Annotated in this window: 31 protein-coding genes; 27 read left to right on the plus strand and 4 right to left on the minus strand. The window is 38.9% G+C overall.

The genetic code is table 11. The annotated features are described in order from the left end of the window. The first annotated feature begins 56 nt into the window (after positions 1-56). Positions 57-575: a hypothetical protein gene (locus tag AC2YJL_RS07480; protein WP_407818805.1), complete on the plus strand. Its 519-nt coding sequence runs from the start codon at positions 57-59 to the stop codon at positions 573-575. A gap of 29 nt (positions 576-604) precedes the next feature. Here the strand turns inward: AC2YJL_RS07480 and AC2YJL_RS07485 are convergent, their stop codons facing one another. After that, a complete protein-coding gene (locus AC2YJL_RS07485) occupies positions 605-943 on the minus strand; it encodes a hypothetical protein (protein WP_028409338.1) in 339 nt (112 codons plus the stop codon). A 223-nt stretch (positions 944-1,166) separates the two neighbouring features. Here AC2YJL_RS07485 and AC2YJL_RS07490 point away from each other — a divergent pair, with 223 nt between their 5' ends. The 20 genes from AC2YJL_RS07490 to gvpU all read left to right on the plus strand — a co-directional run bounded on the left by AC2YJL_RS07490 (position 1,167) and on the right by gvpU (position 12,287). Beyond that, entirely contained in the window at positions 1,167-1,349 is a 183-nt protein-coding gene (locus tag AC2YJL_RS07490; RefSeq protein ID WP_487374685.1) for a hypothetical protein, read from the plus strand. 33 nt (positions 1,350-1,382) lie between these two features. Continuing rightward, complete coding sequence (locus tag AC2YJL_RS07495; protein ID WP_014459191.1) at positions 1,383-1,583, plus strand: hypothetical protein; 201 nt, start codon at positions 1,383-1,385, stop codon at positions 1,581-1,583. A gap of 87 nt (positions 1,584-1,670) precedes the next feature. After that, positions 1,671-2,009 carry a zinc ribbon domain-containing protein YjdM gene (locus AC2YJL_RS07500; protein ID WP_230933094.1) on the plus strand — a complete coding sequence of 113 codons (339 nt, stop codon included), beginning with the start codon at positions 1,671-1,673 and terminating at the stop codon, positions 2,007-2,009. A gap of 201 nt (positions 2,010-2,210) precedes the next feature. Then, positions 2,211-3,455, plus strand: coding sequence for a glutamate-aspartate/proton symporter GltP (gltP, locus tag AC2YJL_RS07505; protein WP_230933093.1), 1,245 nt, complete (start codon positions 2,211-2,213; stop codon positions 3,453-3,455). A 265-nt stretch (positions 3,456-3,720) separates the two neighbouring features. Continuing rightward, positions 3,721-4,200 (plus strand): DUF2798 domain-containing protein, encoded by a 480-nt coding sequence (locus AC2YJL_RS07510; RefSeq protein WP_230933092.1) that lies wholly within the window; start codon positions 3,721-3,723, stop codon positions 4,198-4,200. Positions 4,201-4,391: 191 nt separating this feature from the next. Then, the gene (locus AC2YJL_RS07515) at positions 4,392-4,877 is read left to right on the plus strand and encodes a general stress protein (RefSeq protein WP_045294309.1); all 486 of its coding nucleotides are present in this window, start codon (positions 4,392-4,394) and stop codon (positions 4,875-4,877) included. Positions 4,878-5,325: 448 nt separating this feature from the next. Continuing rightward, the gene (gene gvpA / locus AC2YJL_RS07520) at positions 5,326-5,586 is read left to right on the plus strand and encodes a gas vesicle structural protein GvpA (RefSeq protein WP_013058000.1); all 261 of its coding nucleotides are present in this window, start codon (positions 5,326-5,328) and stop codon (positions 5,584-5,586) included. Positions 5,587-5,646: 60 nt separating this feature from the next. Next, positions 5,647-6,132 carry a GvpT/GvpP family gas vesicle accessory protein gene (gene gvpT, locus AC2YJL_RS07525; RefSeq protein ID WP_028409331.1) on the plus strand — a complete coding sequence of 162 codons (486 nt, stop codon included), beginning with the start codon at positions 5,647-5,649 and terminating at the stop codon, positions 6,130-6,132. Between the two features lie 25 nt (positions 6,133-6,157). Continuing rightward, positions 6,158-6,631, plus strand: coding sequence for a gas vesicle protein GvpQ (gene gvpQ / locus AC2YJL_RS07530; RefSeq protein ID WP_487374686.1), 474 nt, complete (start codon positions 6,158-6,160; stop codon positions 6,629-6,631). A gap of 19 nt (positions 6,632-6,650) precedes the next feature. Further along, positions 6,651-6,917, plus strand: coding sequence for a gas vesicle structural protein GvpA (gene gvpA / locus AC2YJL_RS07535; RefSeq protein WP_013057997.1), 267 nt, complete (start codon positions 6,651-6,653; stop codon positions 6,915-6,917). A 75-nt stretch (positions 6,918-6,992) separates the two neighbouring features. Then, positions 6,993-7,259 carry a gas vesicle protein GvpO gene (gvpO, locus tag AC2YJL_RS07540; RefSeq protein WP_153255151.1) on the plus strand — a complete coding sequence of 89 codons (267 nt, stop codon included), beginning with the start codon at positions 6,993-6,995 and terminating at the stop codon, positions 7,257-7,259. Positions 7,260-7,287: 28 nt separating this feature from the next. Further along, the gene (gene gvpN / locus AC2YJL_RS07545) at positions 7,288-8,214 is read left to right on the plus strand and encodes a gas vesicle protein GvpN (RefSeq protein WP_195696454.1); all 927 of its coding nucleotides are present in this window, start codon (positions 7,288-7,290) and stop codon (positions 8,212-8,214) included. A 14-nt stretch (positions 8,215-8,228) separates the two neighbouring features. Beyond that, complete coding sequence (locus AC2YJL_RS07550) at positions 8,229-8,996, plus strand: GvpL/GvpF family gas vesicle protein (RefSeq protein WP_195696455.1); 768 nt, start codon at positions 8,229-8,231, stop codon at positions 8,994-8,996. Between the two features lies 1 nt (position 8,997). Continuing rightward, positions 8,998-9,264, plus strand: a complete 267-nt coding sequence (locus AC2YJL_RS07555; RefSeq protein WP_013084016.1) for a gas vesicle protein GvpG — start codon at positions 8,998-9,000, stop codon at positions 9,262-9,264. Beyond that, positions 9,265-10,074, plus strand: coding sequence for a GvpL/GvpF family gas vesicle protein (locus tag AC2YJL_RS07560; RefSeq protein ID WP_230933091.1), 810 nt, complete (start codon positions 9,265-9,267; stop codon positions 10,072-10,074). A gap of 17 nt (positions 10,075-10,091) precedes the next feature. Then, positions 10,092-10,379 carry a gas vesicle protein gene (locus AC2YJL_RS07565; protein ID WP_013057991.1) on the plus strand — a complete coding sequence of 96 codons (288 nt, stop codon included), beginning with the start codon at positions 10,092-10,094 and terminating at the stop codon, positions 10,377-10,379. Continuing rightward, positions 10,333-10,617 carry a gas vesicle protein K gene (locus tag AC2YJL_RS07570; protein ID WP_013057990.1) on the plus strand — a complete coding sequence of 95 codons (285 nt, stop codon included), beginning with the start codon at positions 10,333-10,335 and terminating at the stop codon, positions 10,615-10,617. Before AC2YJL_RS07565 ends, AC2YJL_RS07570 begins: the two co-directional genes overlap by 47 nt. A gap of 21 nt (positions 10,618-10,638) precedes the next feature. Continuing rightward, complete coding sequence (locus AC2YJL_RS07575) at positions 10,639-10,941, plus strand: gas vesicle protein (protein WP_050690959.1); 303 nt, start codon at positions 10,639-10,641, stop codon at positions 10,939-10,941. A gap of 36 nt (positions 10,942-10,977) precedes the next feature. Continuing rightward, a complete protein-coding gene (gvpT, locus tag AC2YJL_RS07580; RefSeq protein WP_195696457.1) occupies positions 10,978-11,847 on the plus strand; it encodes a GvpT/GvpP family gas vesicle accessory protein in 870 nt (289 codons plus the stop codon). Between the two features lie 23 nt (positions 11,848-11,870). Then, positions 11,871-12,287 carry a gas vesicle accessory protein GvpU gene (gvpU, locus tag AC2YJL_RS07585; protein ID WP_013057987.1) on the plus strand — a complete coding sequence of 139 codons (417 nt, stop codon included), beginning with the start codon at positions 11,871-11,873 and terminating at the stop codon, positions 12,285-12,287. 30 nt (positions 12,288-12,317) lie between these two features. Here gvpU and AC2YJL_RS07590 read toward each other — a convergent pair whose 3' ends face one another. Then, complete coding sequence (locus AC2YJL_RS07590; RefSeq protein WP_230933090.1) at positions 12,318-13,220, minus strand: AraC family transcriptional regulator; 903 nt, start codon at positions 13,218-13,220, stop codon at positions 12,318-12,320. A 108-nt stretch (positions 13,221-13,328) separates the two neighbouring features. Here AC2YJL_RS07590 and AC2YJL_RS07595 point away from each other — a divergent pair, with 108 nt between their 5' ends. Next, positions 13,329-14,249, plus strand: coding sequence for an EamA family transporter (locus AC2YJL_RS07595; protein ID WP_230933089.1), 921 nt, complete (start codon positions 13,329-13,331; stop codon positions 14,247-14,249). A 34-nt stretch (positions 14,250-14,283) separates the two neighbouring features. Here the strand turns inward: AC2YJL_RS07595 and AC2YJL_RS07600 are convergent, their stop codons facing one another. Further along, positions 14,284-14,499: a hypothetical protein gene (locus tag AC2YJL_RS07600; RefSeq protein WP_230933088.1), complete on the minus strand. Its 216-nt coding sequence runs from the start codon at positions 14,497-14,499 to the stop codon at positions 14,284-14,286. Positions 14,500-14,772: 273 nt separating this feature from the next. Between AC2YJL_RS07600 and AC2YJL_RS07605 the strand changes: the two genes are divergently transcribed. From AC2YJL_RS07605 to AC2YJL_RS07615, 3 genes are all read left to right on the plus strand, one after another. Next, positions 14,773-15,708, plus strand: coding sequence for an aldo/keto reductase (locus AC2YJL_RS07605; RefSeq protein ID WP_098332098.1), 936 nt, complete (start codon positions 14,773-14,775; stop codon positions 15,706-15,708). A gap of 370 nt (positions 15,709-16,078) precedes the next feature. Continuing rightward, positions 16,079-16,462, plus strand: a complete 384-nt coding sequence (locus AC2YJL_RS07610; RefSeq protein ID WP_025751010.1) for a MerR family transcriptional regulator — start codon at positions 16,079-16,081, stop codon at positions 16,460-16,462. 20 nt (positions 16,463-16,482) lie between these two features. After that, on the plus strand, positions 16,483-16,929 hold the full coding sequence (locus AC2YJL_RS07615) for a GNAT family N-acetyltransferase (protein ID WP_251568623.1): 447 nt from the start codon (positions 16,483-16,485) through the stop codon (positions 16,927-16,929). Positions 16,930-17,243: 314 nt separating this feature from the next. Here the strand turns inward: AC2YJL_RS07615 and AC2YJL_RS07620 are convergent, their stop codons facing one another. After that, positions 17,244-17,390 carry a YjcZ family sporulation protein gene (locus AC2YJL_RS07620; protein ID WP_057273570.1) on the minus strand — a complete coding sequence of 49 codons (147 nt, stop codon included), beginning with the start codon at positions 17,388-17,390 and terminating at the stop codon, positions 17,244-17,246. 446 nt (positions 17,391-17,836) lie between these two features. Here AC2YJL_RS07620 and AC2YJL_RS07625 point away from each other — a divergent pair, with 446 nt between their 5' ends. Next, on the plus strand, positions 17,837-18,409 hold the full coding sequence (locus AC2YJL_RS07625) for a GNAT family N-acetyltransferase (protein WP_230933086.1): 573 nt from the start codon (positions 17,837-17,839) through the stop codon (positions 18,407-18,409). Between the two features lie 80 nt (positions 18,410-18,489). Continuing rightward, complete coding sequence (locus AC2YJL_RS07630) at positions 18,490-19,626, plus strand: GAF domain-containing sensor histidine kinase (protein ID WP_028409318.1); 1,137 nt, start codon at positions 18,490-18,492, stop codon at positions 19,624-19,626. Positions 19,627-19,657: the final 31 nt, after the last annotated feature.

The following is a 19,657-nucleotide window of genomic DNA, read 5'->3' on the forward strand; positions in this document are numbered from 1 at the left end:
ATATCCATAAGAAAACGTGGAACAAAATACACAAGCTGTATGCTGGGGTTTTATACGTGAGCTTTTTTAATATGCTCTACTACTTTTTATGTAATGATAAATTGCTTTGGGATTTTAAATCTTCTCATCTTTCATTAAAAGCACTGCGTATTTTACACCTTATGTTCATTACGCCTCTCATGATTTTTTCGTTCTTAGCTACTTATCCGTCTACACTCGCTAACCAGGTGAAATATATTACAAAATGGGTATGTACAGCTTCCTTTGTAGAATGGGTTGGGCTCAGGTGTAAAGGAATTACATTTAGGCACGGCTGGCATTTGGGGTGGTCCGCACTTATTTACGTAATGATGCTTATCTTCTCGAGATGGTTTCAAAAAAAGCCTTTTGCGGTCTTACTGCTCTCGGTTTTAGCAACAGTGGTTCTCAGCGTTATCTTTAAAGTTCCCGTGAGCAAACGGATGCTAAAACATCCGCTGAAACGAATATTGACTCGGCCTTTAAAAGATCATGTGACTCAAGCTGTTGCGAATAAAGTAAAGCGAAAATGCCTGCTTCTCAAGCTGTTCTCGTAAGTTCCTGCTCTCTGTGAAGAGCAGGTTTTTTAGCTTACTGGAGGAATAACGTCCGTCAGCAGCAGAACAAAAAAAATCAGGCCCACTCCCGTAAAGCTTAAAGAAGCAAGAAAATAAGCCGTCCAGCGCAAGCGAAACGGATTGTGTTCAATATTAGCCCCAGACATTAACCTCATGGAATGAGTCTTATAGTGAGAATGAGCGCTGTTGCTTCCGCTGCTTGAAAACCAAAAAGTCAAAACTGAAAACAAAAGTCCGCTAAAAAACATAAGCTCAATAAAGCGGATAGACAAAAATGATGAGCACGCATAGGTTAATCCAGCTTCAATAAGCAGGGTAATCACAAAAATAAGCTGAGTTCTCTTCAAAAAATTCTCCCCTTTTTTCTCCGTGTCTACTTTTCATCATACAATAATTTACATGTATAAAAAGTCTCAAAAATGCTTTTATTATGATATAATGGTAATAAATGTATTATTAAAAGTATTCAAAACCCGCATGCATCACGATTGTAAGGTCTTTTATAATGATGAGACTTACTATATACGCTGCGCTTAGCTTCAAGTGCGTAAATGAAAGTGAGGAGTGTGTATGGACTTAGGAGAAACTGTGATTGCGATACTAGCAGCGGGAGCACTGCTGTTATACGGTACGTTAGAGCTTTGGTTTGCGCCTCGTAATGCTTCCTTTTTTAAAGGGTGGAAGCAAAAACTAGCCGTCATTTTACCGTTATATGCGGTTACATTCGGCATATGGTTCGCGTGTTTTTCGTAACAAAAAAAGTCTTACAAAAAGGAGGAATGAAAAATGGAAATCAATTCATACCTCATTCGGTTTTCATGTATGCTGATGCTCATGTTTGGAGGATTATTTATTATACGGTATGTAAAAACAGGTGACTTTTATTTAGATCAGCTTCTTGTCTTTGGAGCGGGTTTTGTTCTGTTTATCGGCTCGCTTATTTGGAAAAGAAAACATCAGCAGCAAGGAAATAGAAAAGCTTGTTAATCTCATGGAATTGTGACAGTATAAAACAGATAAAAAATGTAATCTCGTGACCTTGCTAACGTTTACGAGCCGCTGGAGGAAAAGAAAATGAATGTACCTAATTGCCCAAGCTGTCAATCACAGTATACATATGAAGATGGAAACCTGTTCGTCTGCCCAGAGTGTGCCCATGAATGGAGGCAAGACGAAAAAACAGAAAGCAGGGAAGAACAGCTTACTGTAAAAGATGCAAACGGGAACCTTTTAAAAGACGGAGATTCAGTTACCGTCATCAAAGACTTAAAAGTAAAAGGGAGCTCATCGGTTGTAAAAATCGGAACGAAAGTAAAAAGCATTCGTTTAGTAGAAGGCGATCATAACATCGACTGCAAAATTGACGGATTTGGAGCGATGAGCTTAAAATCTCAGTTTGTTAAAAAAGCATAAGAATTAAAAAAGCCAGGATGAAGAACAACTTCACTCTGGCTTTTTTCTATGTGTTTTAACTGATACAGCTAAATATATAGACCATTTTGTCTATTTTAGAAGGAATCTAGCTAAATGTCCCGAACTTACTTAAAGTGTCTGATAATTTGGATATTAATGGAATGGATGTCCGTTTCATGAAGACAAAAGGGAGGGAGAAATGTGAAAAAGTTTTTAGCGTTTCAAATTTTAATTGCATTAGTAATCGGAGCTTTTATCGGGCACTTTTTTCCGGACTTTGGGATGGCTTTAAGAGCGGTAGGAGACGGGTTTATCCGGCTCATTAAAATGATTGTGGTGCCGATTGTCTTTTCAACCATCGTCATAGGTGCTGCGGGAAGCGGCAGTATGAAACAAATGGGGAGTCTAGGGTTAAAGACGATTATTTGGTTTGAAATCATTACGACCATCGTATTAGGAATCGGCCTGCTGTTAGTGAATTTGCTAAAGCCCGGAGTAGGCCTCGATCTTTCTCATCTTGTGAAAAAAGATATCGGTGAATTGTCTCAGTACACCGACAAAGTCGTAGACTTTAAACAAATGATTTTAAACATCATTCCAACGAATATCGTGGATGTGATGGCAAAAAATGATTTGCTGGCCGTGATTTTCTTTGCTATTTTATTTGGTGTTGCCGCTTCAGGAGTTGGGAAAGCATCCGAACCTGCAATGAAATTTTTTGAATCCACGGCTAAAATTATGTTTAAATTAACGCAAATTGTGATGGTCACAGCGCCTCTTGGTGTACTAGCGCTAATGGCTGCATCTGTAGGGCAATACGGCATTGTACTTCTGCTTCCAATGCTAAAGCTTATTGGAACCGTCTTTTTAGGTCTTTTTATTATTTTATTTGTTTTATTTCCGCTTGTTGGTTTTTTGTTCAAATTCAACTACTTTGAAGTATTCAAAATGATTTGGGATTTGTTTCTTATTGCGTTTTCAACAACAAGTACGGAAACGGTGCTGCCACAGCTGATGGAACGGATGGAAAAGTACGGATGCCCTAAACGAGTTGTGTCGTTCGTTATTCCGTCGGGCCTGTCGTTAAACTGTGATGGCTCCACGCTGTATTTATCCGTTTCATGCGTCTTTTTAGCACAGGCTTTTAACATCGATATGCCATTAACTCAGCAATTATTTATGATGCTTATACTCGTGATGACAAGTAAAGGAATTGCGGCTGTCCCGTCAGGTTCACTTGTTGTTCTTTTAGCAACAGCCAACGCAGTAGGTCTGCCGGCTGAAGGAGTGGCAATTATCGCAGGAGTAGACCGGATCATGGATATGGCCAGAACAGGAGTCAACGTTCCAGGCCACGCGATTGCCTGTATCGTCGTCTCAAAATGGGAAAAAGTATTCCGCACCCAAACGCCGATCCCGCCTGCATCTCACACGGAATCTCTATAAAACCAACCCCCGCTTTAGCTCATAAAGCGGGAGTTTTTTGTTAAATCTCTAAATATTTATTAACGATGTAGACTAGCGTAATTTGCCATACTCAGCCCTACTCAAAAAAAGAACACGCGCCGCTTAAGTCTAAAAAAATGCCCTGTGACTGTTTTTTGGTCACAGGGCATTTTTTTAGATGAATGTTCACAAATTGTTCACTTACGAAGAAGGAAGATAAAAAGCTATACTAAGCCAAGTAAAAAACATGAAAAGGATGAGGAATGTGCCAACAACTAAAAAAGAAAGTATGTATTTTGGAATGATGATGTGCGGAGGGATGGTGCTTGTGATGACGATGTATAACATGTTCATGAATGATGTTATCGGGCATATCACGCTTGCAGAAGGTATCTTGAACTTGGTTATCACCTTTGCAGTTGCCATGGCTGTCGAAACTTTCGTAGTCGGTCCCGTAGCAAAAAAAGTAGCATTTTCACTGCCTTTTGATAAGTCTAAACAGTTAAAAGTCGTGTTGATCCTCTCAACGTGCATGGTTATTGGAATGGTGCTTTCCATGTCTGTATACGGGTTAATTACGATGTCGCTTACCAAAGGTTTAGACGGAGAGCCGCTTCTTTCAAGCTATGCATTGATCGTGATGAAAAACTTTATCGTGGCATACCCGCTTCAGCTTCTCATTATGGGACCTTTAGTTCGCTTATTGTTCATGAAATTTGTGAAAAAGAATCCGGCAGCTGCTTAAGTCAAAACCCTAAGAGCGTCTATTTTCTTAGGGTTTTGTTATGCAAAGCTGTTTGGTAAGCAGAGAAGAAAGTCACTAAATGAAGAGTGATTTGGCGCTATCTATCTAAGTACAAAGAGGATTTCATACTCTCTAAAACGTTTCAAAGCCATACTCTCGGGTACACACAACATTAATGAGGAGGAGATAGTATGGAAGCAAAAGCTAAGAATGTTGTGGGAGTATATGAAACGGAACAAGAAGCAATTCATGCTGTAGAGAGTTTAAAAAAAGAAGGATACGCATCGGAAGAAATATCTATCATAGGTAAACATAAAAAGACTAAAAAAGTTCAGAAAGAAACGCATACAAAAGCAGAAGGCGCAGCAACTGGAGCGCTTACCGGAGGTACGCTAGGGAGCTTGACCGGAATATTAGCAGGTGCCGGCGCTCTTGCAATCCCGGGAATAGGTCCAATTGTAGCGGCTGGTCCGATTGTAGCTACATTAACAGGTGCAGCAGCTGGTGCGAGTGTAGGCGGTCTGTCAGGTATTTTAGTCGGTATGGGAATTCCAAAACAGCAGGCCGAGCACTATAATGATTCTGTTAAAGAAGGCAGCCTGCTTGTTTTAGTAGACAAAGAAGACTGGGATCATGATGGAAACCCGAAAGCGCCTTTAACCGGAATGATTTTATAGAACGTATGATATGTAAGAAAAAGCTGTTGCAGTGCGGCAGCTTTTTTTATGCGCTGATTTTGTTTAGGTGAACTTGACTCACAATAATATTCCATAATAGTTAAAAATATCAAAATATGTCATGGTGTATCGAGTGATAATATGCCTTAAATTATAATGTAATATTATTGTAACAATAATGTATTTATTGTTTTATTTTGGAATTAAAATCTTGATGAATGCTTTAATAGAAGGATTTACGCGTAACTAACATCCATAAATTAACTGTAAAATATTACACAAAGTAGAATAATTTTCTAATTTATTTTCAAGAATTAATTTTTAGCAAATTATTCATGTTTGAAAGATGGTTAAAAAGTATATTTCAAAAGTATGTTTACTTAAAAAGTTAAGCAGGTTGATTAGTAGCATCATTCATTTAGCTAAATTTCGAAAGGAGCTGCTAAAAATGAGTATTCAAAAAAGTACAGATAGTTCTAGTTTAGCAGAAGTGATTGATCGAATTCTTGACAAAGGAATTGTCATCGATGCTTTTGCCCGAGTATCACTCGTAGGAATTGAAATTTTAACGATTGAAGCGCGAGTCGTTATTGCAAGTGTCGATACGTGGCTTCGCTACGCAGAAGCGGTCGGGTTATTAACCGACAAAGTAGAGGAAGAAGGGCTGCCTGGCCGAACAGAAGAGCGAGGGGCAGGGCTTAGCTTTTAAGTCTTTTAATCGTAAGGAAATTCATTAAATAAATAATAATAAGAGAAAAGAGGATGAAACATGTCAACAACTGATAATAATGTGCAAAATGAAAAACAAGAAAATCAGCAGCAGGAAGAAAAAACGCAAAACTCTTTAAATCTTGCTATTTTAGGAGGCGTAGTAGGAGCAGGAATTGGGCTTCTTTCAAGTCCGCAAACGAGTAAAAAAGTACTCAGCCGCTTAGGACAATCAGAAATTGTACGTGCGACAGGACAAGAGTTAAGAAGAAACGCACAGGATATTTTAACACAGCAAGCGATGGGAGCATTAAGACAGACGGCTACAGGCTATCTTGAAAAAGACAATTTAAGCAAGCTGCTCGCACCTAAAAAGAAAAAAGAAGAGGCATCAAATGAACAGGGAAATGCGCAGGAAGAAGTCAGCCAAAGCGCAGAAATGGAAACGTCTCAGTACGAAGAGCTAAAAGAAGAAAATAAAAATATGAACGACCAGCTGCAGCGCATTGAAGAGATGCTAAACAAACTCATGGACGCGAAGAAGTAAGATATCCGTCCTGAAGGGGAATTTCATGGATAAAAAAGATGTGGAGAAAGCAGCACTAAAAGCAGGAAAAAAAATAGTGGAGCACACGCCTGAACCTGTTAAGGAAAAGGTAGAAGAAAAGGTTAAAGAAAAAGCCAAAGAAAAATTTGTCGAAAAAACTGAAGGGAAACTGCAGGGAAAAGCAAATGAAGCGTCAGAAAAACTGCAGGAAACAAAAGAAAAAAATGCCCAAAAGGTACACGGCAAAGGAGAAGACGCAAAAGAAAAGCTCCAAGCTGTCTTACTATCAGTAAAAGATAAGCTTAGCGATGTGAAAGAAGCTGGAGAAAACTTTCAAGAAAAAGTTTCTTCTTCAGACGATAAAGAGAAGTCAAAAAATAAGCGGAAAATAAAAGGCGCAAATCAGATTAAAAAAGCAACGGATATTAAAAGCTCTACTAAGATTAAAAGTTCCAATGATATTAAATCATCTACAGATTTAAAAACAATGGGATCATAAGCGAAAGGAGAAATGAGATATGTCTATTCAAAAAAGTACTAATAGTTCAAGTTTAGCAGAAGTCATTGACCGTATTTTAGATAAAGGAATCGTTATTGATGCTTTTGCAAGGGTTTCTGTTGTAGGAATTGAAATTTTAACGATTGAAGCGCGAGTGGTTATTGCCAGTGTTGATACATGGTTACGCTATGCAGAAGCAGTAGGGCTTCTTCGTGACGACGTAGAAGAAAACGGTCTTCCTGAACGTTCAAATTCTAGTGAAGGACAGCCGCGTTTTAGTATTTAATATGAAGTGATATGGAACCTTCCTTTTTTGAGGGTGGTTCCAGCTTTTAGATCTAACTATTGGAGGCTACTAAAAATGGAAATTAAAAAAATTATGCAAGCCGTGAACGACTTTTTCGGTGAAAACGTAGCTCCTCCTCATAAAATTACCTCGGTGGAAACTACTGAAGATGAAGGTTGGAGAGTTATTGTTGAAGTCATTGAAGAACGAGAATATATGAAAAAATACGCCAAAGATGAAATGCTCGGAACGTACGAATGCTTTTTAAACAAAGAAAAAGAAGTCATTTCATTCAAACGACTCGACGTCAGATATAGAAGCGCCATTGGCATTGAAGCATAAACGATAAGATGGCAGGAGGAACGTAAAAATGACCGTCTTAACAGACAAAAGGAAAAAAGGCAGTGGAGCTTTTATACAAGATGACGAGACGAAAGAGGTTCTTGCAAGAGCGCTGAGCTATTTAAAATCCGGCTATTCCATTCATTTTACAGGTCCTGCCGGCGGAGGCAAAACCTCTTTAGCGCGAGCGCTTGCTAAAAAGAGAAAGCGTCCTGTAATGCTGATGCACGGGAATCACGAGCTCAACAACAAAGATTTAATTGGCGATTTTACGGGATACACGAGCAAAAAAGTAATCGACCAGTATGTTCGTTCGGTCTATAAAAAAGATGAACAAGTGAGTGAAAACTGGCAGGATGGCCGATTGCTTGAAGCTGTAAAAAATGGCTATACGCTCATTTACGACGAATTTACTCGGTCTAAGCCTGCAACGAATAATATCTTTCTATCAATATTAGAAGAAGGCGTGCTTCCGCTGTATGGAGTAAAAATGACCGATCCTTTTGTGCGCGTGCATCCCGATTTTCGCGTCATCTTCACAAGCAATCCGGCTGAGTATGCCGGCGTATATGATACGCAAGATGCGCTTCTTGACAGGTTAATTACCATGTTTATTGATTATAAAGACATCGACAGAGAGACAGCGATTTTAACGGAGAAAACGGACGTAGAAGAAGACGAAGCGCGCACAATTGTAACGCTCGTCGCAAACGTGCGAAACCGCTCTGGAGACGAAAACAGCAGCGGACTTAGCCTTCGGGCTTCGCTTATGATAGCTACTCTCGCCACGCAGCAAGACATTGCTATCGATGGAAATGACGAAGATTTTCAAACGTTATGTATGGATATTTTGCATCATCCGCTTACCAAATGTTTGGATGAAGAAAATGCAAAAAGCAAAGCCGAAAAAATCATTTTAGAAGAATGTAAGAATATAGACACGGAAGAAAAGTAAAGGAGCTTGAAAACATGAGTGAAACAAACGAAACAGGTATTTATATTTTTAGCGCCATTCAAACGGATAAAGACGAAGAATTTGGCTCGGTGGAAGTAGAAGGAACAAAAACTGAAACATTTTTGATTCGCTACAAAGACGCGGCGATGGTAGCAGCTGAAGTACCGATGAAAATTTATCATCCCAATCGCCAAAATTTATTAATGCATCAAAACGCAGTAGCAGCGATTATGGACAAGAACGATACGGTTATTCCAATCAGCTTTGGGAATGTATTCAAATCCAAAGAAGATGTAAAAGTTCTTTTGGAAAACCTTTATCCGCAGTTTGAAAAACTGTTTCCAGCGATCAAAGGAAAAATTGAAGTCGGTTTAAAAGTAATTGGGAAAAAAGAATGGCTTGAGAAAAAAGTAAACGAAAATCCTGAACTTGAAAAAGTATCAGCATCCGTAAAAGGAAAATCAGAAGCAGCCGGTTATTATGAGCGTATTCAACTTGGGGGAATGGCTCAAAAGATGTTTACTTCCCTGCAAAAAGAAGTCAAGACAGATGTGTTTTCTCCGCTTGAAGAAGCAGCGGAAGCAGCAAAAGCAAATGAGCCAACGGGCGAAACGATGCTTTTAAACGCGTCTTTCTTAATTAACCGAGAAGACGAAGCGAAGTTTGATGAAAAAGTGAATGAAGCGCATGAAAACTGGAAAGACAAAGCCGATTTTCATTACAGCGGTCCTTGGCCTGCTTATAATTTTGTGAACATTCGCCTAAAAGTAGAAGAGAAATAACGTGCTTCACAAATTAGTAACCGCCCCTATTAACCTTGTAGTGAAAATCGGCGAAAAAGTACAGGAAGAAGCTGATAAACAGCTATATGACCTTCCGACGATTCAGCAAAAACTCATTCAGCTTCAAATGATGTTTGAGCTTGGTGAAATTCCGGAAGAAGCGTTTCAAGAAAAAGAAGATGAATTGTTAATGAGGTACGAAATTGCGAAGCGCAGAGAAATTGAACAATGGGAAGAGCTAACAAAAAAAAGAAATGAGGAATCCTAGATGGGAGAATTACTGTATTTATACGGTTTAATTCCAACAAAAGAAGCAGCAGCCATAGAGCCGTTTCCATCTTATAAAGGGTTTGACGGAGAACATTCACTGTACCCACTAACGATTGACCAGGTGACGGCTGTCGTTTCTAAACTGGATGCTGACACCTATTCAGAAAAAGTGATTCAAGAAAAAATGGAGCAGGATATGAGCTGGCTGCAGGAAAAAGCATTTCATCATCACGAGACGGTAGCCGCTTTGTACGAAGAATTTACGATCATTCCATTAAAATTTTGTACCATTTATAAAGGTGAAGAAAGTCTGCAGGCAGCTATTGAGATTAACAAAGAAAAGATAGAAAATTCACTGAAGCTGCTTCAAGGAAATGAAGAGTGGAACGTGAAGATTTACTGTGATGATACGAAGCTTAAAAAAGGAATCAGCGAAACGAATGAAAGCGTGAAAGCGAAAAAAGAAGAAATTAGTCACTTATCACCAGGAAGACAATTTTTTGAAAAGAAAAAAATAGATCAGCTGATTGAAAAAGAATTAGAACTTCACAAAAACACAGTGTGTGAAGAGATACATGACAAGCTCAAGGAACTGTCGCTTTATGACTCTGTGAAAAAAAATTGGAGCAAGGACGTAACGGGCGCAGCTGAACAGATGGCGTGGAACAGCGTGTTTCTTCTCCCGTCTCTGCAAATCAATGAGTTTGTAAACAAAATAGAAGAGCTTCAGCAAGAGCTTGAAAATAAAGGCTGGAAATTTGAAGTGACGGGACCATGGCCGCCCTATCATTTCTCGAGCTTTGCGTAAAGTGAGGAATCAACAGTATGTCTCTTAAACAATCCATGGAGAATAAAGATATTGCTCTTATTGATATTTTAGATGTCATTTTAGATAAAGGAGTCGCCATTAAAGGAGACTTAATCATATCCATAGCCGGCGTCGATTTAGTGTATTTGGATTTGCGGGTGCTTATTTCTTCGGTTGAAACGCTGGTTCAAGCAAAAGAAGGAAATCGCAAACCAATCACTTCTGAACAATTTGATAAACAAAAGGAGGAATTAATGGATGCAACCGGTCAGCCAAGCAAATGGACGAATCCACTTGGATCCTGATCAAGCTGAACAAGGCTTAGCGCAGCTTGTGATGACAGTTATTGAGCTATTGAGGCAAATCGTTGAACGTCATGCCATGAGGCGGGTGGAGGGTGGAACGTTGACGGACGAACAAATTGAAAACTTAGGAATTGCACTAATGAACTTAGAAGAAAAAATGGACGAGTTGAAAGAGGTGTTCGGTCTGGACGCAGAAGATTTAAATATTGATCTTGGACCGCTAGGCAGCCTGCTTTAAGCGGTCAGTAGGAGGAACAGTATGGCAGTCGAACATAATATGCAGTCAAGTACGATTGTAGATGTGCTCGAAAAGATTTTGGATAAAGGAGTCGTCATAGCAGGGGACATCACCGTAGGAATTGCAGATGTCGAGCTATTAACGATAAAGATCCGCTTGATTGTGGCTTCGGTTGATAAAGCCAAAGAAATCGGCATGGACTGGTGGGAAAATGACCCTTATCTCAGTTCAAAAGGAGCCACTAACAAAGCGCTCGAAGAAGAAAATAAAATGCTGCATGAGCGGTTAAAAACGCTTGAAGAAAAAATAGAAACGAAACGTTAAAAACTGTACGCTACTTAAAAAATGGAGGGATTTACAATGGCAACTGAAACAAAATTAGATAACACACAGGCAGAAAACACGGAAAATAAAAAGGCGGAAAACGGTTCAAAAGAAAAGAACGCTTCAAAAGCAAGCAAAACAACAAGCAGCGGGCCAATCAAACGAGCGGTAGCAGGAGGCATCATCGGTGCAACGATTGGATATGTATCGACTCCTGAAAATCGAAAAAGTCTCCTTGACCGTATTGATACAGACGAATTAAAAAGCAAAGCATCTGATTTAGGAACAAAGGTAAAAGAAAAATCAAAAAGCAGTGTAGCCAGCCTGAAAACATCTGCGGGAAGCTTGTTTAAAAAAGATAAAGATAAATCAAAAGATGATGAAGAAAACGTAAATTCTTCTAGTAGCGAAACAGAAGACGATAACGTTCAAGAGTACGACGAGTTAAAAGAAGAAAATCAAACTCTTCAAGATCGCTTATCACAGCTTGAAGAAAAAATGAACATGCTTGTTGAGCTTAGCCTCAATAAAAATCAAGACGAAGAAACGGAAGATACAGATTCCGACGAAGAAGAGAACGATGAAAACGAGCAGGACGACGAAAACGAAGAAGAAACATCTAAGCCTCGTAAAAAGAACAAAGAAGAAGAGGAGCAAGAAGAGGAAGAAGAAAGTGAAAGTGACGAAGACAGCGAGGAAGAAGAGGAAGATTCTCGCTCAAACAAGAAAAATAAAAAAGTAAAAACAGAAGAAGAAGACGAAGATGAAAGCGAAGAAGACAAAAAGGAAGCGAAGCCAAAAAAGTCAACAGCTAAAAAATCAAAAAATACAAAAGCAAAGAAAAACACGGATGAAGAAGAGGATGACGCAACATCTCTTTCTAGTGAAGACGACACAACAGCCTAAGGCGTAAAGGAGGAAAGAAAGACATGAGTACAGGCCCTTCTTTTTCAACTAAAGACAATACGCTTGAATACTTTGTGAAAGCTTCTAATAAACACGGCTTTTCACTTGATATCTCATTAAATGTAAACGGCGCTGTGATTTCCGGTACCATGATTTCAGCAAAAGAATACTTTGATTACTTAAGCGAAACGTTTGAAGAAGGCAGTGAAGTGGCTCAGGCGCTAAGCGAACAATTCTCTTTAGCAAGCGAAGCGAGCGAATCAAACGGAGAAGCAGAAGCCCATTTTATTCATTTGAAAAATACAAAGATTTACTGTGGAGACAGTAAATCTACTCCTTCTAAAGGCAAAATCTTTTGGAGAGGGAAAATAGCAGAAGTAGACGGGTTTTTCTTAGGAAAGATTTCTGATGCAAAATCAACGAGTAAAAAGAGTTCATAAAAAATGGCGGGGCAACCACCCCGCCGTTTTTTAGTGATGTGATGAAATGTGCAGCTTCTTTTTTCGATACATGAGCGGAGTCATCTTCATTTCTTTTCGAAACTGATTAATAAAATAGCTTGTACTATTAAACCCTACTTGATAAGCGACGTCCGTCACATTTGCTTCTGCTTGCTGCAGCATAACTAAGCTTTGCTGAATTCGATAGTTTAATACATAGGTCAAAGGCGATTTTTTTAACATTTTCTTAAAATATCGACAGCATTCAGAACGGCTCAATTGTCCGGCTTTGGCAATATCATCGAGCGTAATCTTTTCAGCAAAGTGCAAATGAATCCAATTAAGCATTTGCTTCATCCGCTGATTTTTGATCATTTCTTTTTCATTGTATTTCAGCTGCAAACCATTAAGAATTAAATTTTTCCAAAGTATGCTGAGTTCAGAGGCAATCTCTATTTCATAGTGGTGCGGCTGCTTATGAATCCATGTGTGTATCTTATGTATAGACTCTAACACGTTATTTCCCCAGGCTTGCTTTGGACTGATGAATAAATGTGATAGATTCGTTGCATGAATGTAGGGATAAACGTAATTTGTGAAAAGTTCTTGCGGCACAAGAAAATGAGGAGAAACATTTAAGCAAATGTACACGCAGCCAGATTTGTTTATGTCTTCAGCAGCCATATGAAGACATCCGCTGTTAATAAACAGTCCGTAGCCTTGTTTTACAGTCACTGTTTTTTCATTTATTTGAAAAGACGCATTACCTTTTATAACCAATACAAATTGAAGCTCATCATGCCAGTGAAGAGGGATGTAGCCGTTTATGTGATCACTGATCGTTGTTTGATAACATGCTACTGGCAGCTCAACGGTGCGATGGGTCGTTAGCTCTTTTAAGTTTTCATCAATTTTAAAATGTGCTGCTGGCATACATGGTCACCTCAATATATTTATATTTTTTAATGCAATATGCGTATTTTTCGCCCCGTTTTTCACTTATTATAACACTATTCTTATAATAAAAGTGAGGGATGAAAGATGAACGATCTCAGCAGAAAAAAAGGGTTCTTCTTTGTAACAACGGGAGCTATATGTTGGGGGATGGGAGGAACGGTTGCTCAAAAGCTTTTTCAAGAATTTGAAATCAGTGTAGACTGGCTTGTTTCAGTACGGCTGCTCATTGCAGGTTTTTTGCTGCTAATGATTTCATGTATAAAAAATAATCATTCTCACGTATTTGGAGTATGGAAGAACCGAAAGTCAGCTTTTCAGCTCGTCGTTTTTGCCATAGCTGGTATGCTTGCCGTTCAGTATACGTATATGGCTTCTATTAAGCATGGAAATGCAGCAGTAGCTACGCTGCTGCAGTATTTATCACCGGTGATGATTATCGTATATTTGCTTTTGCGCAAGCAGTCTATATTTACGCGACAAGACGTCATCACTGTTCTGCTGGCACTGGGAGGCTGCTTTTTTTTATTAACAAACGGCTCTATTTCTCAGCTGTCTGTTTCTGTATCTGCCGTTGTTTGGGGAGTGCTGTCAGGCGTAGCGGCTGCTTTTTATACGCTGTATGCGGTGCCGCTAATCAAGAAGTACAGTTCACTTGTCATCGTTGGCTGGTCAATGGTAATTGGGGGAAGCGTAATGAGCTTTATTCATCCTCCTTGGGAAGCGTCAAGCTTATCACCAATAACCTGGGGATATATTGTATTTGTTATTATTTTTGGCACGATGCTTGCTTTTTGGTTTTATGTAGAAAGCCTGCAAAGTCTTTTACCTAAAGAAACGAGTTTGCTTGGAAGTTTAGAGCCTTTAGCCGCTGTTATTACAACCGTTGTTTGGCTGAAAGAGCCTTTTGGTTTCTATCAATGGATGGGCACAGCTTGTATTATTGGATTAGTTCTATTACTCACACGAACGAAACAAGCATCTTCTGAGACGACACTTTCAGCATAAATGGGGGCTTGCTAAAAGAAGAAGAAAACCAATGTCACTTTGCCGCCGAATCTGTAGAAACTCGTTTGACTTTTAAAATCTTTACATATTGAATAAACACTCTTTCTTTTGTAGAGACATTTAATTTAGCAAGTCTTGATGCGTCATCTCGATTTTCAGCAGATTCTATCACAAAAGTTCCTTTGATTTTGGCTTCATCTTTTAGAACGGAATACTGTATTTCAAATCGTTTTGCTTTCGTTTTCTGCATAGTGATTGATAAGCTCCTTTGCCTGATAGATTAATGTATTGCTATGAAATAAGCTTCGATAAAAAGGAAGAAAAGAACGTAACATATACTACTAAATGAAATGCAGAGCGGCAGTGACTTTTATCACACCACACCCTAGTATTTCATCTTTTTACCAAAAAAGATAGGGTGTTTTACCGTTGCTGCTTATAAAATCTTTTATTCTTTCTGCTTGACCTAGAGTTAACTCTATGGTTTATCTTGTAGTAGTATCATTTCAAGGAGGGGCTTTATATGAAGTATCATACAATTGCTAATACTGACTTACACGTATCAAATTTAATTATGGGAAATATGCGTTTAACAGAGCTTTCTTTACCGGAAGCAGAGAAGCTAATCCGCACAGCGATGGAAGAAGAAATTAACTTTTTTGACCACGCTGATATTTACGGTCCTGATTATGTAGGACAATGCGAAGAGTATTTTGCAAACGCTATACAAATGAATTCAAGTCTTCGTGAGAAAATGGTGATTCAAAGTAAATGCGGCATTAACGCAGCGGAAAATTACTATGACTTTTCAAAGAAGCATATTATAGACTCTGTTAACGGCAGCTTAGAGCGTTTAAAAACAGATTACTTAGATCTTTTATTACTTCATCGTCCAGATCCGCTAATGGACCCTGAAGAAGTAGCAGAAGCGTTTAATGAGCTTCAAAGCAGCGGAAAGGTACGTCACTTTGGGGTGTCGAACCACAACCCAGCGCAAATTCAGCTGCTTGAAAAATATATCAACCAAAAGCTTGTCGTAAACCAGGTGCAGTTCAGCATCGCACATACGCCAATTATAGACTCTGGTATTTCTTTAAATATGGGCATCGACCAAGCTGTGAACCGCGACAGCAGCGTGCTTGAATATTGCCGTTTAAATGATATAACGCTTCAAGCGTGGTCGCCATTTCAAAACGGATTTTTCGAAGGACCTTTCCTAGGCGATAAAGAGAAATTTGGAAAGTTAAACGAAGTGATTGATCGCATCGCAAGTAAGTATAGCGTGACGAATACAGCGATTGCCGTTGCGTGGATCACAACTCATCCTGCAAACATCCAGGTAGTGCTTGGTACGACAAATATTCAACGTATGAAAGATGCAAGTAAAGGTTCAGAAATCAAGTTAACGCGCGAAGAGTGGTACGATATTTATAAAGCCGCTGGCAACATGGTGCCTTAAGCGCTGCAGTTTTTAAAATAAAGCAGGTAACTCCGTTCGGATATGGAACGGAGTTACCTGCGTTTTAGGATAAGTAACTACTGGTTAAGCTAGAAAAAGATTTAGCAGCAGCTCAATTATTTTTGTGACGCCAAGACCTAACAAAAAGGCAATAAAACCGCCAATTACAATAGTAAGCATCATGTGAGCAGTATTCATCGTATTCATCCTTTCGGGTTTAAATATATGTTGCTTGCTGCTTGTACAAAAAGTCTGCAGCATAAAGAGCGCAATGAAGAAGACTATAAAAGAATAAATTCTCGAGATAACTGGAGGTCAAGACAAACTCATCATGTTTTTCTGAGAAGTTTAAGGTGTAGGAGGAAGCAGTATGACGTATACCATTTCACAAGTTGCAAAGAAATTGAACGTGACAATTTATACCATTCGCTATTATGATAAAGAAGGGCTTTTTCCATTTTTAGATCGTACAGCGTCAGGGAATCGTATTTTTAAAGAACAAGATATTGAATGGATTGATTTAATCTGCTGTTTAAAAAGCACAGGGATGCAAATCAAGGACATTCGGACGCTTATTGAAAACTGTACGCTTGAAAATGCCGTGCTTGATAAAAGTCTGCAAATGCTGATGGATCATAAAAAAGCGGTACAAAAAGAAATCGAAGAAATCCATCACAAGCTTGAGACGATTGATTATAAAATTAAGCACCTGCCGGAAATGTACGAGCGAATTGTTAACAAGCCTTCAAACTAAACAAAAAAGGAAGCGTGAAAATGATCAAAAAAGTAGTACCTCTCGCTGCAGAGAATATGCAGCAGTGCATTAACTTATATATGAATGTATTTACAAAAAAACCTTGGAATGAGCCATGGACAGAGAAATCAGCTAGAGAAAGGCTGACTGATTTACTGAACACACCTAAATTTATGGGCTATTTATTTTATGACCAAGGAGAGTTGATTGGAATGATTGCAGGTCACGCAAAAAAATCATACAGCGGTATGACCTTTTACGTGGCCGAGCTTTGTGTCAGCGCAAGCGCGCAGGGAAAAGGGTACGGTTCAGCTATCTTAAGCCGGTTTGAGAACGAACTTCAAAGACACGATATCAACAGCTTGTATCTCTTGACGGCGACTGGAGGAGCTGCACAGGCTTTTTATGAAAGAAACGGCTATACTGTCAATGATCAGCGCGTTGTCTTGAAAAAAACGTTTGTTTAATGTTTAGCATCTACATAGAGCAGGAAGAGAGTTGCAGAGTGACTCTCTTTTTAATTAATCTTTTTATCTATTAATATGTAGAAGAAAAGGAAGTATGAACAAGAAAAATAAGGTGAGGGGAAGAAATAGACAAGAAACGGCAGATTAAAAAAATCTATTTTTTTATAATGGCTAGTCTTATTATTACCTGATTCATAAGCACATTTAAAAACAGTGCCCATTATGTGGACACTGCTTTTTCATAATAAAGTGGAAAGCTAGCTTTTGGTAAAAAAATTAGCGGAAATGAAGCTGTTCATCATTATTTCTAATGATTAGCAACCGCCAAACCCTCCCCAGCAAGCACAGCCGATGATGATTAATAAAATGAATAATACGATGATTAAAGCAAAGCCACTGCCAAATCCGCCGCCGCCGCCGTAACCGTAACCGCCATAACCACAGCCACCATAGAAGCCCATATATTTCACCTCCAAGTTCTGAGTACATTTTTAACATATGCCTGAAATGCAAAAGTGCTCCAAAAATATCCAATGATTTCAATGAAAATAAAAAAGATAAGAAAAGAAGATGGACACGGTACTTTTTTTCACTTTCTACATAGGATGAATCATCCCAAGATCTCATATATGAGCCCCCATGTTATAACAAAGCAGGCTAATACCACTTCCTCCTTAGCCTGCGTACATAATGAAGGAGAAGCCGAAGAATTTTTTCTTCGGCTTCTTATTTTTTTACTATGAAATAAACACGTTAGTACTTTCCCTATACCATTTTAAGTCAGGATCCGCTTTTTGTTCTTTACATTACAGTAAGAAACGCTTACTATGTGAGAAAATGGAAAATGTTAATGAAGCATTCTTTTTACATAACTTTCTGTGAGAAGTAAAAGAGGGAGAGACATAACATGATCGAAAGTCATACTATTTATTTACGCCCGTTAACTGTCAGCGATGCACACGACAGCCTTCGGTTGCAAAAGGACAATCGCGGCTTTTTTGAACAGTTTTCTATGATTCGAGAGCATTCTTTTTATACGTTAGAGAGCCAAGTAGAAAAAATTCAGCGTCACGAAGAGAATAGGAGAAACGATGAAGAATACTATTTTGGTCTTTTTCAAAAAGAGAATAATAAGCTGATTGGCACCATTAGTCTTTTTCAAGTGCTGCGCGGATCTTTACAAAGCGCATTTATCGGCTATTTTCTAGATCAGCATCATAATGGAAAAGGGTACGCAACAGAAGCCGTAAAAGCACTTGTTGACTATGCGTTTGAAGAGCTGCATCTTCACCGCATTGAAGCCGGCGTTATGCCACGTAATTTGCCTTCTCAGCGCGTATTAGAAAAAGCAGGGTTTCGTAGGGAAGGAATTGCTAGGAAAAATGTAAATATTAATGGCATATGGGAAGACCATCAAGTCTTGGCTATCCTTAACCCCAATGATGAAATAGAAGAAATACACGAGTTCTTAAAATTTTGATATACGTTTTTACATTTAAATTTTATAATGAGAGTAAGAGAATAGAACAGTCTATATTTAAATAGTAGGTGACTAAGGTAATGGAAGAGAGGAACATCAATGAAAAAGCCGTTTGGGATGTATTGCAGATGGCTAGCGAAGTAGTCGGAAGCAGAACGCTGTTTGTAGGGATTTTCGACGAACAATTTTCAGTTATGAAAGCCTTTAATAAAGAAGGGGGAAGCCTTGTAGAGGATGGACTGACGCTGCCGTTAGAGCTTGCGGTATGCAACTTAGTTACGTGTGATGAACCCCTTGTTATTCCCAATACAAAACGCGATGTTAGAACGTCTAATTTAGCCATCATTGATGGTGCCCGGGTAGGTTCTTATTTAGGAACACCTATTGTGCTAGAAGACGGGAGGATGTTTGGTACTTTATGCGCGGTCGATCCGGATCCTTATCAGTTTAGCGAAAGTGAAATTCAAGGGTTAAACCGGCTGGCTGGTATTTTGTCTCATATTATTTATAAAAATCAAGCGGCTGTTTTGCCGAAAATTGAAGAGAAAATTCTGCAGCTTGATAAACTGGCGCTCGTAGGGCAGCTAGCAGCAGGGTTAGCGCATGAGATTCGAAATCCGATGCAGTCGGTGCGTGGCTTTATTCAATTTTTATTTAATGAAAATGAACAGGCAGAGCCTTTTCAAAAAATTGTTCTTGATGAACTGGACCGTATGAATGAACTTATTAACAACTTCTTGCTTGTCACGCAGCCAACAGCGCCTAAAAAAGAAATCGTATCGATTGTAGAAGTTATTCATGATACCGTTGCTTTCTTGAAAAGTGAAGCTGCGCTGTATAATGTCGAAATGAACGTAAGAATAGAAGGAGCCATTCCGCTTGTATCAATCGATCCTGCTCAAATGAGACAAGTGTTTATGAATCTTTTGAAAAACGCCATTGAAGCAATGGAGAAAAAGAAACGCGGGGAAGTAAATCTTATTATCAAAAAATGGGAAGATTGTGCTCTTATTGATATTCAAGATACCGGTTCTGGGATTCCGCTATCCATTATTAATAAAGTAGGAAATCCATTTTTCTCAACAAAAGATGGAACAGGCATGGGGTTAGGGCTTTCTATTTGTAAAACAATCATCAACGAGCATAACGGTAAGCTTTCGATTGAAAGTGATGAGAACGGGACAGTAGTGACGGTTAAGCTCCCTTTGACGCTTTAAGATAAAACAAAAAAAGAAAGGAGAGCAAACC

The sequence above is a fragment of the Priestia sp. SRI_019 genome (assembly GCF_057586255.1).